The organism is Arenimonas metalli CF5-1 (assembly GCF_000747155.1).
GTDB classification, from domain to species: domain Bacteria; phylum Pseudomonadota; class Gammaproteobacteria; order Xanthomonadales; family Xanthomonadaceae; genus Arenimonas; species Arenimonas metalli.
On sequence record NZ_AVCK01000012.1, the window covers coordinates 13,818 to 30,751 of the forward strand.

Annotated in this window: 10 protein-coding genes; 8 read left to right on the top strand and 2 right to left on the bottom strand. The window is 72.4% G+C overall.

What is annotated here, in order from left to right:
- Positions 1–92 precede the first annotated feature (92 nt).
- Entirely contained in the window at positions 93–659 is a 567-nt protein-coding gene (locus N787_RS03790) for a DUF3011 domain-containing protein (RefSeq protein WP_034210918.1), read from the top strand.
- Between the two features lies 1 nt (position 660).
- Here the strand turns inward: N787_RS03790 and N787_RS03795 are convergent, their stop codons facing one another.
- Positions 661–1,422, bottom strand: coding sequence for a hypothetical protein (locus N787_RS03795; protein WP_034210919.1), 762 nt, complete (start codon positions 1,420–1,422; stop codon positions 661–663).
- 63 nt (positions 1,423–1,485) lie between these two features.
- Between N787_RS03795 and mtnA the strand changes: the two genes are divergently transcribed.
- From mtnA to pbpC, 6 genes are all read left to right on the top strand, one after another.
- The gene (mtnA, locus tag N787_RS03800) at positions 1,486–2,535 is read left to right on the top strand and encodes an S-methyl-5-thioribose-1-phosphate isomerase (protein ID WP_034210920.1); all 1,050 of its coding nucleotides are present in this window, start codon (positions 1,486–1,488) and stop codon (positions 2,533–2,535) included.
- Between the two features lie 136 nt (positions 2,536–2,671).
- Complete coding sequence (gyrA, locus tag N787_RS03805) at positions 2,672–5,284, top strand: DNA gyrase subunit A (RefSeq protein ID WP_034210921.1); 2,613 nt, start codon at positions 2,672–2,674, stop codon at positions 5,282–5,284.
- Positions 5,285–5,408: 124 nt separating this feature from the next.
- A complete protein-coding gene (locus N787_RS03810; RefSeq protein WP_169742278.1) occupies positions 5,409–7,475 on the top strand; it encodes a PDZ domain-containing protein in 2,067 nt (688 codons plus the stop codon).
- Positions 7,472–8,263, top strand: a complete 792-nt coding sequence (locus tag N787_RS03815; RefSeq protein WP_034210923.1) for a hypothetical protein — start codon at positions 7,472–7,474, stop codon at positions 8,261–8,263. The genes N787_RS03810 and N787_RS03815 overlap by 4 nt, the downstream gene beginning before the upstream one ends.
- Positions 8,264–8,345: 82 nt before the next feature.
- The gene (locus N787_RS03820) at positions 8,346–13,253 is read left to right on the top strand and encodes an alpha-2-macroglobulin family protein (RefSeq protein ID WP_052575106.1); all 4,908 of its coding nucleotides are present in this window, start codon (positions 8,346–8,348) and stop codon (positions 13,251–13,253) included.
- The gene (gene pbpC, locus N787_RS03825; RefSeq protein WP_034211376.1) at positions 13,250–15,616 is read left to right on the top strand and encodes a penicillin-binding protein 1C; all 2,367 of its coding nucleotides are present in this window, start codon (positions 13,250–13,252) and stop codon (positions 15,614–15,616) included. Before N787_RS03820 ends, pbpC begins: the two co-directional genes overlap by 4 nt.
- Before the next feature lie 163 nt (positions 15,617–15,779).
- Here the strand turns inward: pbpC and N787_RS03830 are convergent, their stop codons facing one another.
- Entirely contained in the window at positions 15,780–16,262 is a 483-nt protein-coding gene (locus N787_RS03830) for a peroxiredoxin (RefSeq protein WP_034210924.1), read from the bottom strand.
- 145 nt (positions 16,263–16,407) lie between these two features.
- Here N787_RS03830 and N787_RS03835 point away from each other — a divergent pair, with 145 nt between their 5' ends.
- The gene (locus N787_RS03835; protein ID WP_034210925.1) at positions 16,408–16,848 is read left to right on the top strand and encodes an Hsp20/alpha crystallin family protein; all 441 of its coding nucleotides are present in this window, start codon (positions 16,408–16,410) and stop codon (positions 16,846–16,848) included.
- The last annotated feature ends 86 nt before the right edge of the window (positions 16,849–16,934 follow it).

Consider the following 16,934-nt stretch of genomic DNA (forward strand, 5'->3'; position numbering starts at 1 on the left):
ACCCGCGCCGCCCGGGTTGACCGGCGATTAATGTTCGCCCCGTTACTTTCGCCAACAGCCGGCCACCCTGGCCGCCGCTCCGGAGTCCCGCCATGAACCGCCTGCTATTCGCCCTGGCCACCCTCGCCACCGTCGCGCTGCCGCTGGCGGCGCAGGCCACCGATCGCTACGACGCGCGCTACCGCGGCGACTACCCGCGGCCGCCGGCGCAGGTGATCGTGAGCTGCAACTCGGACAACTACGGTGATCGCTTCTGCCCGGTCGACACCCGCGGCGGCGTACGCCTGGCGCGCCAGGTCTCGAACAACAAGGGGCCGTGCATCGAAGGCCGCACCTGGGGCTACGACCGCCGCGGCATATGGGTCACCGGCGGGTGCCGGGCCGAGTTCGAGGTCGGCGGCGCCTATGGTTCGCGTCCCGGCCGCCCCGACTACGGCCGTCCTGATTACGATCGTCCGGATCACGGGCCGCGCATCGTGCGCTGCGAGTCGGTCCGGGGCCGGGAGAACTTCTGCCCGGTGCCGGGCGGCCGCATCGAGTCGGTCGACATCCAGCGCCGGCTGAGCAAGGCCGACTGCACCTACCGCGAGGGCTGGGGCTTCAACCGCCGCGGCATCTGGGTCGACCGCGGCTGCCGCGCCGACTTCATCGTCTACTGACTCACGGCGTCCGCAGGCGGACGCGAGCCTTGGCCGGCGCCTTCTCCGGAGGCGCCGGCTTTTTCTTGGGTCGCCCCGGCGCCGCCTTGCCCGCCGTCTTGCGCGGCGGAGCGGGGCGGGCGCCCGCGGAAACGGCCTTGCCGAGCTGGCGGCCGAGCGCACTGGCGAGCTTCAGCGGCGGCATGGCGAGCGCCAGCGCCTCGGCGCTCCAGGCCTTCAGGGTGGAGGGCGCCAGGTTGAGCGCCCCGGCCAGCGGCGCCGGCAGCCAGTCGGCGCCGGCCTTGCGCAGGCGGCAGACGCTGTCGGCGTAGCGGCCTGCGGCCCAGGTCGAGGCCACGGCCCGCACGGTCGCGGTGACCAGCGGTTCCAGCGGCGTGTAGCGCATCAGCGGACCGCTGACTGCCGCCGGCAGCCAGCCGCGCAGCAGCGAACGCAGGCCTTCGCGCGTGGCCAGCGGGCTCAGCACCGCCTGCGTCTGCGCCACGGCCAGCACGCCTTCGACCTCCCAGCCCGCGGGTTTGAGCTTGTAGCGCCGGTAGATAGCTTCCACCAGCTTGCGCTGGATGTCCTCGGCCGACTCCGTGCTGCCCGCGCGCCGGATCGCGACCGGCAGGAAGGGCTTGAGCAGGGGCAGGCGATCGAGCCCGACCTGCAGCGCGGCGCCGGCGCCCGCCTTGACGCAGGCCGCGTGCAGCATCGGTTCGATGCCGGCGTCCAGCGGCGGCGGTTTGCGCGTTCGGGGGCGGGCAGGGCGGGTGCTCATGGGCCGAGCATAGCGCGGCGCCCGTGTTGGTAAACTCACGGGCCCCGCTGCACGGACCCTCGCATGGACTTCGAACGCTACGACCGCATCCGCCCGATCCGCTGGGAGGGCGACCAGCTGTCGCTGCTCGACCAGCGCCGGCTGCCCTTCGTGGTCGAGCACGTGGCCTGCCGCGACAGCGAGGCCGTCGGCCGCGCCATCCACGACCTGGTCGTGCGCGGCGCGCCCGCCATCGGCATCGCCGCCGCCTGGGGCGCGGTGCTGGCCGCGCGCGGCGTCGACGCCGTCGACGGCGCCGCCGCACTGGCCAGGCTCGCCCCGGCGCTGGACCGCCTGCAGGCCGCGCGCCCGACCGCGGTGAACCTGATGTGGGCCCTGGCCCGCCTGCGCCGCGTGCTGGCCGCTGCCGGCGCCGACTGGGCCGCGGTGCTGGAAGCCGAGGCCCGCGCGATCGAAACCGAAGACTTGGCCGCGAACCGCCACATGGGCGCGCTGGGCGCGGCCCTGATCGAACCCGGCAGCGGCGTGCTGACCCACTGCAACACCGGCTCGCTGGCCACCGCCGGCTTCGGCACCGCCTTGGGCGTCATCCGCGCCGGCGTGGCCGAGGGTCGCATCGGCAGGGTCTTCGCCAGCGAGACCCGGCCCTGGCTGCAGGGCGCCCGCCTGACGGTGTGGGAGCTGCTGCAGGACGGCATCGCCGCCACCCTGATCGCCGACGGCGCCGCCGCGCACCTGATGAAGACCGGCGCGGTGCAGTGGGTCATCGTCGGTGCCGACCGCATCTGCGCCAACGGCGACACCGCCAACAAGATCGGCACCTACTCGCACGCCATCGCCGCCCGCCACCACGGGGCGAAGGTGATGGTGGTGGCGCCCTCGTCCACCGTGGACATGGCCACCGCGCACGGCGACGACATCGAGATCGAGATGCGCGACCCCGCCGAACTGCTGTCCGTGGCGGGCACGCGCACGGTCGCCGAGGGCGTGCAGGCGTGGAATCCGGTGTTCGACGTGACCCCCGCCGGGCTGATCGATGCCATCGTCACCGAGCGCGGCGTGGTGATGGCCCCGGACCGGGCGCGGATGCAGGCGCTTTTCGGACCCGGATGAGCGCCTAAGTGCTTGTTTTTCGGCTCCAAAACGGCCCCTTCGCGGGGCCGTTTCTGTTATGATTTCGTGTCCCTGAAAGCCCTCGTCCGCGGCCCTGGCCGCGGCACCCGCCCGAACGTCGAAAACGGAAGCACGAATGGCAGATCTCGCGAAGGAAATCATCCCGGTCAACCTCGAAGACGAGATGCGCAAGAGCTACCTCGATTACGCCATGAGCGTGATCGTCGGCCGCGCCCTCCCGGATGTCCGCGACGGCCTCAAGCCCGTGCACCGCCGCGTCCTGTTCGCCATGAACGAGCTCGGCGCCCACAGCAACAAGCCCTACTACAAGTCCGCCCGAATCGTCGGCGACGTCATCGGCAAGTACCACCCGCACGGCGACCAGTCGGTCTACGACACGCTGGTGCGCATGGCCCAGCCGTTCTCGCTGCGCTACCTGCTGGTGGACGGCCAGGGCAACTTCGGCTCGGTCGACGGCGACTCCGCCGCCGCCATGCGATACACCGAGGCGCGCATGTCGCGCCTGGCGCACGAGCTGATGGCCGACATCGACAAGGACACGGTCGACTTCCAGCCCAACTACGACGAGAAGGAGCTCGAGCCGACGGTGATGCCGTCGCGCTTCCCGAACCTGCTGGTCAACGGCTCCGCCGGCATCGCCGTCGGCATGGCCACCAACATCCCGCCGCACAACCTGGGCGAAGTGATCGACGCCACCATCGCGCTGATCGACGACCCGGACACCAGCATCGGCGACCTGATGCAGTACGTGCCGGGCCCGGACTTCCCGACCGCCGGCATCATCAACGGCGCCGCCGGCATCCACGCCGCCTACCACACCGGCCGCGGCCGGGTGCGCATGCGCGCCAAGGCCGAGGTCGAGGTCAACGAGGACAACGGCCGCGAAGCCATCATCGTCACCGAGCTGCCCTACCAGGTGAACAAGGCCCGGCTGATCGAGAAGATCGCCGAGCTGGTCAAGGAGAAGAAGCTCGAAGGCATCAGCGAGCTGCGCGACGAGTCCGACAAGGACGGCATGCGCATCTTCATCGAGGTAAAACGTGGCGACTCGGCCGAGGTGGTGCTCAACAACCTCTACCTGCAGACGCCGATGGAGTCGGTGTTCGGCATCAACATGGTGGCCCTGGTCGACGGCCGCCCGCAGGTGCTCAACCTCAAGCAGATGCTCGAGGCCTTCATCCGCCACCGCCGCGAGGTGGTGACCCGCCGCACCATCTTCGAGCTGCGCAAGGCCCGCGCCCGCGCCCACATCCTCGAGGGCCTGACGGTCGCGCTCGCCAACATCGACGAGATGATCGAGCTGATCAAGACCTCCGAGAACCCGGTGGTCGCGAAGGAACGCATGCTGGCGCGCACCTGGCAGCCCGGCCTGGTTGGCGCGCTGCTGGCCGCGGCCGGTGCCGAGGCCTCGCGCCCGGAAGACCTGCCGGCCGGCGTCGGCCTGGTCGCCAACGGCTACCAGCTTACCGACACCCAGGCCCAGCAGATCCTCGAGATGCGCCTGCACCGCCTCACCGGCCTGGAGCAGGAAAAGCTCACCGACGAATACAAGCAGCTGCTCGAGGTCATCCGCGGCCTGATCGAGATCCTCGAGAACCCGGACGTGCTGCTCGAGGTGATCCGCACCGAGCTGCGCAACCTGCGCGAGGAGTACGCCGACGCCCGCCGCACCGAGATCCGCCCGGGCGAGGAAGACCTCGACATCCTGGACCTGATCGAGTCCGAGGACGTGGTGGTCACGCTCTCGCACGCCGGCTACGCCAAGCGCCAGCCGCTCACCACCTATCGCGCCCAGAAGCGCGGCGGCAAGGGTCGTTCGGCCACGGCGGTGAAGGAAGAAGACTTCATCGACCGCCTGTGGGTGGTGAACACGCACGACACCCTGCTCACCTTCACCAGCACCGGCCGCGTGTTCTGGCTCAAGGTCTACCAGCTGCCCGACGCCGGCCCGAACTCGCGCGGCCGCCCGATCATCAACTGGATCCCGCTGCAGGAAGGCGAGAAGGTGCAGGCCGTGCTGCCGGTGCGTGAGTTCGACGAGTCGCACTTCGTGTTCTTCGCCACCCGCGACGGCACGGTCAAGAAGACCCCGCTCAGCGACTACTCGCGCCCGCGCTCCACCGGCATCTGGGCCATCAACCTCGACGAGGGCGACGGCCTGGTCGACGTGCAGCTCACCAACGGCGAGCGCAACGTGATGCTGTTCGCCAGCAACGGCAAGGCCGTGCGTTTCGATGAGTCCGAAGTCCGCCCGATGGGCCGCACCGCCACCGGCGTGCGCGGCATGCGTCTGAAGGAAGACGAGGAGGGGCAGGGCGCCAAGGTCGTGTCCATGATCGTCGTGGACGGCGACGGCGACATCCTGACCGCCAGCGAGAATGGCTTCGGCAAGCGCACCGCCGTGTCCGAGTTCCCGCGCAAGGGCCGCGGCACCCAGGGCGTGATCGCGATGCAGACCAGCGACCGTAACGGCGAGCTGGTCGGCGCGATCCAGCTCACCGAACAGCACGAGATCCTGCTGATCTCCGACCAAGGCACCTTGGTGCGCACCCGCGCCTCCGAGGTCAGCCAGGTCGGCCGCAACACCCAGGGCGTCACCCTGATGCGCGTGGCCGAGGACGAGAAGCTGATCGCCGTCGAGCGCGTGGACGTGCTCGAGGTGGATGACGAGGACGCCACTCCCGGCGCCGTCGTCACGGAACCCTCGCAGCCCCAGCCCGAGGCTTGAGGCATCGGGGCCGGGGTCATCCCCGGCCCCGCCTCGCGGAACTTCCGGCGCCGCCTGTACCCTGTAGCGCATGGCGCGGGGTCGGGTTCGGAACCCGGCCCCGTGGTTCAACAGGGAGAGTTCAATGGGTTTTGTTCGTTGCGTCGTGACGGGCCTGGCGGTGGCCTGGCTGTTGGTTTCCACGCCGGTGGCGGCGCAGGAGGCGATGCCCCGCGTGCGCGCCAGCGATGCCGACCGGATCGGCGCGGCCCGTGACCGCGTGCTGCCGGTGGTGGTCAGCATCCTCACCGTGCGCGAGGACCACCAGCAGGGCGAGCCCGTGCTCAGCGTGTCCAGCGGCAGCGGCACGGTGGTGACGCCGCAGGGCCACATCGCCACGAATGCCCATGTCACCCAGAACGGCAAGAGCTTCCGCGTCGTCTTCGCCGACGGCCGCGAGCTGCCGGCGCGGCTGGTGGGCACCGATACCCTGTCCGACCTCGCCGTGCTGCAGGCGCTGCCGCCCAAGCCCGAGACCTTCGCCCACGCCCAGTTCGCCGACGTGCTGGATCTGCAGCCGGGCGACACCGTGCTGGCCATGGGCGCGCCCTGGGGCCTGTCGAACTCGATGAGCGCCGGCGTGGTGAACAACCCGCGCCGCCTGCTGGTTTCGCTGTTCGACGACGAAGCCGACTACGAAGACCGGCTCGGCGTCGACGAGCCCACCGGCCGCTACTACGCCTGGATCCAGCACGACGCCGCCATCGCCCCGGGCAATTCGGGCGGTCCGCTGGTGGACCTCTCCGGCCGCATCGTCGGCGTGAATACCCGCGGCATGATCTTCGGCGGCGACCTCGCCTTCGCCATCCCCGGCCCCGACGCCCGCGACGTGGTGCGTGCGCTGGTGGCCGACGGGCGCATCCGACGCGCGCAGTTCGGGTTCCGGCTGCGCTCGCTCAAGGGCACGGGCCTGGACCGCGGCGTGCTGGTGAACGCGGTCGAGCGCGGCTCGGTCGCCGAGAAGGCCGGCCTGCGCGCCGGCGACCGCATCCTCACGCTGCAGGGCGGGGAAGTGGACGCGCGCCAGCCCGTGGACGTGCCGGCGCTCCAGCGCCGAATCGCCGAGCTGCCGGCCGGCGAAGCGCTGCGCCTGGGCATCGACCGCGACGGTCGCCGCAGCGAGCTGCGCCTGCTCGCCGATGCGCAGGCCGAGGACCCGGGCGAAGAGCGTGCGTTCGCACCGTTCGGCGTCTCGCTCAAGCCGCTGACGCCGGCGATGGGCCGGCGCCGCAACCTCGATGGCGCCGAAGGCCTGCTGGTCACCGGCGTGCGCCCCGGCGGCCCGGCGGCCATCGCCCGGCCGGGCCTGGCGCCGGGCGACGTGATCCGCCGCGCGGGCGGCCAGCCGGTGCGCACGCTGGCCGAACTCGAGGCCGTCGCGGGCGCGCCGTCGCCGTCGGGCGGCCCGCTGGTGGTCGAGTTCCAGCGCGAGGCCGAGCAGCGGCTCGCCGTGCTGGTGCCGATCCACGGCGACCGCCTGCGCACGCCGCTGCCGGAGCTGGCCAAGGCCTGGTCCGGCGTCGAGGTGCAGCCGGTCACCGCCTCGCTCGCCCGCGACCTCGGCCTGCAGGCGACCGGCTATCGCATCATCCGGGTCTATCCCGGCAGCCCGCTGGCCGCCGCCGGCGCCCGCGTCGGCGACCTGCTGACCGGCATCAACGACACCCCGCTGCGCGCCGCCAACGAAACCGCCGCCGACGGCTACCACCAGCGGGTGCGCGACCTGCCGATCGGCAGCGAGGCGGTGTTCCAGGCCGTGCGCGACGGCAAGCCGCGCACCTTCGAGGTCACCCTGGGCGAGTCGCCGGTGAACACCTCCGGCCTGCGCACGCTGGCCCTGGCCAAACTGCGCGCCCAGCTGCGCGAATTGGGCTTCTACGACCGCGCCGCGCGCCGCCTGCCGGCCTCGCGCCAGGGCGTGGTGGTGGACGGCGTCGAGCCGGGCGGCCCGGCCGGCCTGGCCCACCTGCAGGGCGGCGACATCATCATCAGCCTCGCCGGCGAAGACGTGCGCGATCCGCCCGGCCTGGCCGCCGCGCTCGATGCCGCGCTGGCCAAGGGCAACGGCAGCGTGATCCCGCTGCAGGTGATCCGCGGCGGCGAAACCCGCATCCTCTACCTCGAACGCTACTGGCTCACGGAGACGCCATGACCCCGATGCTTCGCCTGTTCGCGGCCGTGGGCCTGCTGGCCTTCGCCGCGTCTCTGCCCGCCGCGACGCCGGACGCGTCCTTCGACGACTACCGCGCCATCTACCGCGACCTGGTCGAGCGCCACGCCGGCGCGGTGGTGACGGTGAAGTTCGTGATGTCGGTGACCAGCTCGGGCAACGAGCAGAGCATCGAGGACCGCACCCAGGCCATCGTGGTCAGCGCCGACGGCCTGCTGCTGGTGCCCGAGCGCGCGGTGAGCGTCGACTTCGCCGCGCTGGGCAACGCCACGCCGGGGCAGGCCTCGCCGGTCGCCACGTCCAGCGATTTCCGCGTACGCCTGGCCGACAGCGAGGACTGGCTGCCGGCCGACCTGGTCACCCGCGACGGCGAACTCGGCCTGGCCTGGCTGCGCCTGCGCCGGCCGCCGGGCGCGCTGCCGTTCGTGGACCTGGCCAAGGGCGTCGGCCCGGAGCCGGGCATGGTGTTCTTCTCGCTGCTGCGCACCTCGGACGAGTGGGGCGCGGTGCCGGTGTTCCGCCCGGGCCTGGTGCTGGGCGAAACCCGCAACCCGACCTTCCGCCTGCTGGTGGACGGCGTGCCCGGCCTGGCCTTCTCGCACGACGGCCGGCCGATGGGCTACGTGGACATCGACCTGGCCGCGGTGACGCGCCAGCGCGGCACCGGCCTGGGCCTGGACTTCGCCGACATGGCGCTGCGGATGACGCCCGTCGACAAGGTCGCCGCGGCCACCGCGCAGGCCGCGAAGCTGCCGATCGCGGGGCGCTGACCGCTTCGCATCGGCGATTCCGTGGCGCCATGGCGGCGCGGGTCGCGACCTATACTGGCCGCCACCCCCCGGGAGCCGGCCCATGCCTTCGATGTCCGCCCTCCGCCGCGCATTCGCGCTGCTGATCCTCGCCACCGTGCTGGTGTCCGCCGGCTGCAAGCGCGACGCCAACCAGGTGCCCGAACTCCAGGGCGGCGACGCGGTGGATGCGCGGCCCGCGGTCGAGGGCTTTGGGCTGCTGGCCGCCGGGCGCGGCGAGCACCAGGGCCAGCTCGCGATCGAACTGCAGTTCTCGCAGCCGCTCGCGGCCAGCCAGGCCTTCGACGACCTGCTGGTGGTGACCGATGCCGACGGCGCGGTGGTGAAAGGCAGCTGGGTGCTCGACGGCGACGCGCAGGCGCTGCGCTTCCCCTACGTCGAGGCCAGCAAGGATTACGAAGTGCTGCTGCGCGCCGGCCTGGTGGCGGCCGACGGCAAGGCGCTGGGGCGCGAGGAGCGCCGCAAGGTCAACACCGGTCCGGTCGAGCCCGCCGTCGGCTTCGCGTCGCAGGGCAGCGTGCTGCCGGCGCGCGACACCCGCGGCCTGCCGGTGGTATCGGTGAACGTGCCCGAGGTGGACGTCGAGTTCCTGCGCGTGCGCGACAGCGAGGTCGCCAATTTCTTCGTCAGCTACCAGCGCGGCGGCCGCCGCGGCGGCTGGGAGCTGGGCGAAAGCCAGTGGGAAGAGCGCCCCGCGATCACCCGCGTCGCCGATTCGGTCTACCTTAACCGCTTCGTGCTCGGCGGCGCCGACAATGAGCGCCGGCTGAGCTACCTGCCGGTGCAGAACATCGCCGAGCTGCAGCAGCCCGGCGTGTACTTCGCGCTGATGCGGCGCGTGGGCGACTACGACGAGGCCTACGAGACCGCGATCTTCTTCATCAGCGACATCGGCCTGCACCTGCGCGCCTACGGCGATCAGGTGCTGGTGCACACGGCTTCGCTGAAGTCGGGCGATCCCGCCGGCGACGTCGCGCTGCAGGTGCTCGACCGCAAGGGCGAAGTGGTGGCCCGCGCCACCACCGATGGCGCCGGCAACGCCCGCATCGCCTACACGCTCGACGCCAACCACGTGCTGGTGGCCAGCAGCGGCAACGACGTGTCCATGCTGCCGCTCAACCAGCCGGCGCTGGACCTGTCCGAGTTCTCGGTCGCGGGGCGGCCGCAGGCCTGGTTCGACGTGTTCGCGTGGTCGGGCCGCGATCTCTACCGGCCGGGCGAGACCCTGCGGGTGTCGGCGCTGATGCGCGACCACGACGGCCGCGCGGTGAAGGCGCAGCCGCTGTTCCTGAGCCTGAAGCAGCCCGACGGCAAGGTGTTCCTGGAAACCCAGCTGGCGGCCGAGGAAGGCGGCTACTATCGCTGGAGCCACGCGCTGCCGGTGGACGTGCCGACCGGCCGCTGGCAGGTCGAGTTCCGCACCGCGCCCGGCGCCAAGGACGTGGTGCAGGGCATGTCGCTGCGGGTCGAGGAATTCCTGCCCGAGCGCATGAAGCTGGAGCTGGCGAGCGCCGCCGAGGTGCTCACGCCCGGCAAGCCGCTGGCGCTGGACGTCACCGCGGCCTATCTCTACGGCGCGCCTGCGGCCGGCAACCGCTTCACCGCAAGGGTATCGGTGAGCGCGGAGCAGCATCCGCTCGAAGCCTTCCCGGATCATTTCTTCGGCGACCCCACGCTGGCCTTGCCGCGCGAGGCCAAGGACGCGGTGGACGAGGCGCTGGACGCGCAGGGCAAGCTCAGCGCGTCCATTCCCTTGCCCGAGGAAGTCGCCAAGCCCGCGGCGCCCGTGGCCGTGGTCGCCAGCGGCAGCGTGTACGAAAGTGGCGGCCGCCCGGTCAGCCGCAGCCTCAAGCGCGTGCTGTGGCCGGCCCCCGAACTGGTCGGCGTGCGGCCGATGTTCGATCCGAAGGAGGGCGCGCCGGCCAACGGCGTCGCCGGCTTCTCGCTGCTGCGCGCGCGCGCCGACGGCCAGCGCGTCGCGGGCGCGGCCCTGCAGGTGAGCCTGGTGCGCGAACGCCGCGACTACCACTGGCGCCAGGACCCGGGCGGCGGCTGGGGCTTCGACTACACCTCGCGCTTCGAGACGGTGGAAACCCGCGAGCTCGCCGTGCGCGCCGACGGCGACGTGCGCGTGGATTTCCCGGTGGAGTGGGGCGAATACCGCCTCGAGGTGCGCGACCCGGCCACCGGCCTGCTCACGCGCCTCCCCTTCGTGGCCGGCTGGAGCTGGGACAACCAGAACCGCGGCCTCGACGCGCGCCCCGACAAGGTCAAGCTGGCGCTGGACAAGACCGCCTACCGCGCCGGCGACACGCTGCGCGTCACCGTCACCCCGCCGCAGCCCGGCCAGGGCCTGCTGCTGGTCGAGACCGACCAGCTGCTGCACGTACAGCCGCTGCTGGCCAAGCCCGGCGAGACCTACGAGATCAAGGTCACCGAGGACTGGGAGCGGCACGACGTCTACATCACCGCGCTCGTCCTGCGCGGTGGCTCGGCGGTCGAGAAGGTGACGCCTGCGCGCGCCGTCGGCGTGGCCCACGTGCCGATGGACCGCGCCGACCGCCGCGTGCCCGTGACCGTGCAGGCGCCCGCGCAGGCGAGGCCCGAACAGCCGCTTCCCGTGGTGGTCAGCGCGCCGGCGCTGGCCGGCAAGACCGCGTGGGCGACGATCTCCGCGGTCGACCTGGGCATCCTCAACATCACGCGCTTTCCGGTGCCCGACGCCGCGGCGCATTTCTTCGCGCAGCGCCGGTTGGGCGTCGAGGCGCACGACCTGTACGGCCGGGTGATCGAAAGCTTCGACGGCGAAGTGGCGCAGCTGCGTTTCGGCGGCGACATGGCGCTGCCGGCGCTGCCGCAGGCGCGGCGCCCGACCGCGCGCGTGCAGACCGTGGACCTGTTCGCCGGCCCGGTGGCGCTGGATGCGCAGGGCCGCGCGACGGTGGACGTGGCGGTGCCCGACTTCAACGGCACGCTCCGCGTCTCGGCCCTGGTCTTCAGCGACGAGGTGTACGGGCAGGGCAGCAGCGAGTCGGTGCTGCGCGCGCCCGTGCTGGCCGAGGTCAGCGCGCCGCGCGTGCTGGCGCCCGGCGACCGCAGCCTGGTGACGCTGGACCTGCAGAACTTCACCGGCGCCGAGGGCGCCTTCCAGGTGGACCTGCAGACCCGCGGCCCGATCGCGGTGGCCACCGGCCGCCGCGAGGTAAGGCTGGCGGCCGAGGCCAAGCAGACGCTCGAGTTCGCGCTCAGCGGCACCGAAGGCTTCGGCACCGGCACGCTGGTGCTGCGCGTCGAGGGCGGTGGCCACGTCGTGAACCGCGAGTTCGACGTGCCGGTGCGCGCGGCCTGGGGCGACATCGCCCGCTCGCAGGCGCGCACGGTGGCGCCTGGCAGCGCGCTCACGCTAGACCGCGCGCTGGCCGAGGGCCTGATGCCGGGCACCGTGTCGGCGCGCATGACCCTGACCACCCAGCCACCCATCCCGTTCGCGCGCGCACTGCAGGACCTGCTGGCCTATCCCTACGGCTGCGTCGAGCAGACCACCACGCGCGGCTACGCGGCCCTGCTGCTCGATGCCGACAGCGCCCGGCGCATGGGCTTCACCGGCCTCGATGAAGCCGCGCGCCGCCAGCAGCTCGAAGGCGCCTTCAGCCGCCTCGCGGCCCTGCAGGCGCCGAACGGCCACTTCTCGATGTGGGGTGGCAGCGACACCATGCCCATCCTCACGCCCTACGTCGCCGAGTTCCTGCTGGCCGCGCGCGAGGCCGGCTTCGCGGTGCCCGAGGCGCTGCTGCAGAAGACGCTCGAGCGACTGGGCGAGGACCTGCTTACCGGCGGCGTGCCTTTCTACCAGTACGACGACGCCGACCACCTGCGTTTCGCCTACCAGGCCCAGGCGGGCTACGTGCTGGCCAAGGTGAATCGCGCGCCGCTGGGCACGCTGCGCGCGCTGCACGACAACCAGCGCGGCAAGTCGCTGACCGGGCTGCCGCTGATGCACCTGGGCCTGGCCTTGGCGCTGCAGGGCGACGAGGCCCGCGCCGCGGTCGCCGTGCGCGAGGCGCTGGCCAAGCCCGACGGCCGGCCGCGCTGGCTGGGCGATTACGGCACGCCGCTGCGCGACCAGGCGCTGATGCTGGCCCTGCTGGGCGAGAACAAGCGCGCCGACGGCGACCGCGATGCCCGCCTGCTGGCGCTGTCGCGCGACCTGCAGGCGCGCCTGGGCAAAAGCCGTTATTGGCTGAGCACGCAGGAGAAGATCGCGCTCGCGCGCCTGGGCCGCGGCCTGGCGCTCGACAGCGAGGCCACGTTCTCCGGCGTGCTGGCCGTGGGCGCGGAGGAAAAGACGCTGGAGGCCGACCGCGTGCTCAGCCGCGACTACGGGTTCGGCGACCTCTCGGCCGGCGTGCGCTTCGTGCCGCAGGCGGAGGCGCCGGTGTTCGCGAGCATCGACGTCGCCGGCGTGCCGCGCACCGCGCCCGCGCCCGACGACAGCAAGATCAGCGTGCAGCGCACCTGGTTCAACCCGGACGGCACCCGCTGGACGCCGGGTCCGCTGCGCGAGGGCCAGGTGCTGGTGGCCGCGCTGCGGATCGAGGCGCGCGAGGCGATGCCCGATGCGCTGCTGGTGGACCTGCTGCCGGCGGGCCTGGAGATCGAGAACCTCAACCTCACGGACCCGGCGCAATGGGCCGACGTGGTGATCGAGGGCGTGACGCTCACCGACCGCGGCGATCACGCCGAGAAGCTGCACGAGGAGTACCGCGACGACCGCTACGTGGCCGCGCTCAAGCTCTACGCAGGCCAGCCGGCGCAGCTGTTCTACCTGGTGCGGGCGGTGACGCCCGGCACCTACGTGGTGCCGCCGCCGCAGGTCGAGGACATGTACCGGGCCGAGCTGCGCGGCGTCGGCAGGGCGGTGCCGGCGACGGTGACCGTCGTGCAGCCCTGAACGCGGCGGCGTCCGCACCGCGCCGCCGCGGCAGGCGGCGCGGGCGTTGGGTCGCGGCGCTGGTGGCGCTGCTCGCGGTGGCGTTCGTGCTCGACCGCCTGTTCCCGCCGCCGCTGCCCGCGGCCGAGGGTGCCGGCGCGGTGGTGCTGGCCGCGGACGGTTCGCCGCTGCGCGCCTTCGCGGGGCGCGACGGCGTGTGGCGCTATCCGGTCACGGTGGACGAGGTCTCGCCGCACTACATCGAAGCGCTGCTTACCTACGAAGACCGCTGGTTCCGGCGCCACCCGGGCGTCAATCCTCTCGCCCTGGCGCGCGCGGGTGGCCAGTGGCTCGCGAACGGGCGGGTGGTGTCCGGCGGTTCAACGCTGACCATGCAGGTCGCGCGCATCCTCGAGCCGCACCGGCGCACGCCGGCCGGCAAGCTGCGGCAGGCGCTGCGCGCGCTGCAGCTGGAGTGGCGCATGGACAAGGACGAGATCCTGGCGCTGTACCTCAACCACGCGCCCTTCGGCGGCCCGATCGAGGGCGTCGAGGCGGCGAGCTGGGCCTACCTCGGCAAGCCGGCGCGCGAACTCTCGCGCGCCGAGGCCGCGCTGCTGGCCGTGCTGCCGCAGGCGCCGAGCCGGCTGCGCCCCGACCGGCATCCGCAGGCCGCGCAGGCCGCGCGCGACAAGGTGCTGGCGCGGATGGTCGCGCGAGGCGCCTGGTCGCCCGCCGAAGTGGCCGACGCGCGCCTGGAGCCGGTGGTCGCGCGCAAGCTGCAGCCGCCGATGTCGGCCGCGCTGCTCGCGGGCCGGCTGCGCGGCGCCGACCCGCGCGCCGCGCGCATCCGCAGCACGCTCGACGCCGGCCTGCAGCGCGTGCTCGAGGAGCGCGTGGCGGCGTACTTCTCGCGCCTGCCCGAACGCACCTCGGCCGCCCTGCTGGTGGTGGATAACGAGACGCTGGAGGCGCGCGCCTACGTCGGTTCGCTGGCTTTCGGCGATGCGCGCCGCCTGGGCCACGTCGACATGGTGCGGGCCACGCGCTCGCCGGGCTCGACGCTCAAGCCCTTCCTGTACGGGCTGGCGATCGATGACGGCCTGGTGCACTCGGCCAGCCTGCTGGTGGACGCGCCGCAGAGCTTCGGCGACTACCGGCCGGCGAACTTCGACCCGACCTTCAATGGCCCGGTGACCGTGGCCGAGGCGCTGAGGCTGTCGTTGAACGTGCCGGCCGTGGATTTGCTGGACCGGGTCGGGCCGGAACGGTTCGCGGCGCGGCTGGCGCATGCGGGCCTGGTGCTGCAGCTGCCGCGCGGCGCGCAGCCGAACCTGTCGATGATCCTCGGCGGCACCGGCACGCGGCTCGAGGACCTGGTGGGCGCCTACCGCGCGCTCAACCACGGTGGCCTCGCCGGCAAGGTGCGCTACCGGCCCGACGCGCCGCGCCAGGAGCGCCGGCTGCTGTCGCCCGAGGCGGCCTGGATCATCCGCGAAATCCTCGAGCAGCACGGGCGGCCGGGCCAGCGCGACGAGGCCTTCGACACCGGCGGCCGCCCGAGCGTGGCCTGGAAGACCGGCACCAGCTACGGCTTCCGCGACGCCTGGGCGCTGGGCGGCACGGCGCGCCACACCGTGGGCGTGTGGGTCGGGCGGCCGGACGGCACGCCGCTGCCCGGGCAGTACGGCGCGATCACCGCGCTGCCGCTGCTGTTCGAAGTGGTGGACAGCCTGCCGCGGGCGCCGGCCGACGCGGCGCGGCGAGCGCGCCCCGCGGGTGTTCGCGAAGTGGCGATCTGCTGGCCGCTGGGGCTGGCCGAGGATGCGGCCGCGCCGGGCCTGTGCCACCGCCGGCACGACGCGCTGGCGCTGGCCGGCGTGCTGCCGCCGACCCTGCCCGAACGCGAGGCGCGGCAGTGGAGCGCCGGGCGCCTGGTGCTGTCGGTGGATGCCCGCACCGGCCAGCGCCTCTCGGCCGCCTGTACGCGCGTCCACGCCCGCGAACGCCTCGAGGTGGCCCGCTGGCCCAGCCTGGCCTATCCCTGGCTACCGGCCGCCACGCGGCGCGCCAGCGCCATCCCGCCGCTGGCGACCGACTGCGCGCCGGACGCCCTGGCGGCCATGGAATCCCTGCGCATCGACGGCCCGGGCGAGGGCGCGCGCCTGGCGCGCACGCCCGGCAGCCCGACGCCCGCGACGCTGCGCCTGCGCGCGATCGGCACCGAGTCGCGCGTGCGCTGGCTGGTGAACGACCGCCTCGCCGGCGAAACCCGCGGCGCCCGCTACTGGACCCACGCCTTCCCGGACCCGGGCCCGCAACGCATCACCGCCCTGGCCGACACCGGCGCCTGGGCCGAACTCAACCTCCGCGTGGTGCGGTAGAGAAAGGCGTTGCCACGGATAAAAGCGGATGAACACAGATGAACACGGATAGAGCAGAAGAACTTGTTTGGTTTTCGGCGAGTGAGCCGCACTTGGCTATGCCAGCCCAAACCGCATTGCCTTATCTGCTTTGATCCGTGTTCATCCGTGGCAAAAAACGCTTTTACGCCGGCAGGTGCTCGAGGACGTATTCGGCGGAGGAGACCTTGAATTCGCCCGGGGCCTCGACGTGGAGCTGCTTGACGATGCCGTCCTCGGCGTAGAGGGCGAAGCGCTTCGCGCGCAGGCCCATGCCGAAGGCGGTGGCGTCGAGCTGCAGGCCCATGGCCTGGGTGAACGCGCCGTTGCCGTCGGCCAGCATGTGCACGCCGGCGGGCACGTCCTGGCTCTTGGCCCAGGCGTCCATCACGAAGGCATCGTTGACCGACAGGCAGGCGACCTCGATGTCGCGCTTGGCGAATTCATCGAAGTGCTCGACGTAGCCGGGCAGGTGCTTGGCCGAGCAGGTCGGGGTGAACGCGCCCGGCACCGCGAACAGCAGCACCTTCTTGCCGCCGAACAGATCGGCCGTGTCCACGGCCTGCACGCCGTCCTTGAGCATGTTGAGGGTGGCCTGGGGAATCTTGTCGCCGATCTGGATGGTCATGGCAGCTCCGGGGAAGGGGAGGGAAACGGAACGCGAGTTTAACCATCCCGCGTGACGCCCGGGTGGGGGCTTGAAGCCGAGGTGCAGGACCCTATGTTCCGGACATGGCGGCCGGGCTGGCCGCCGCTGACACGGAGAGACGAACATGAGCCTGACCCGCTACCCGACCACCGCCCCGCGCCACCTGCAGGACGAGATCAAGCAGGTGTTCGACAAGTTCTTCAACGGCGACGACACCGACGCCTCGAGCGTCGTCACCAGCCAGTGGGTGCCGCGCGTGGACATCAAGGAGGAGGCCGAGCGCTTCCTGATCCTGGCCGACCTGCCGGGCGTGGACCCGAACGCGATCGAGGTGCAGATGGACAAGGGCATCCTCTCGATCAAGGGCGAGCGCCAGACGGAATCGGTGACCGAGGGCGACCGCTACTCCCGCATCGAGCGCGCGCACGGCGTGTTCTACCGCCGCTTCGCGCTGCCCGACAGCGCCAACCCCGAAGGCATCACCGCCACCGGCAGGCACGGCGTGCTCGAGATCAGCATCCCCAAGCGCCCGGAGACCACCCCGCGCCGCATCCAGGTGATGTGACCTGTGGGAGGGGCTTCAGCCCCGATCGCCCCGAAGGCATAAACTGGACCCGCGGGCTCGGCCTGCGGGTCCACTTCTTTCGCAAG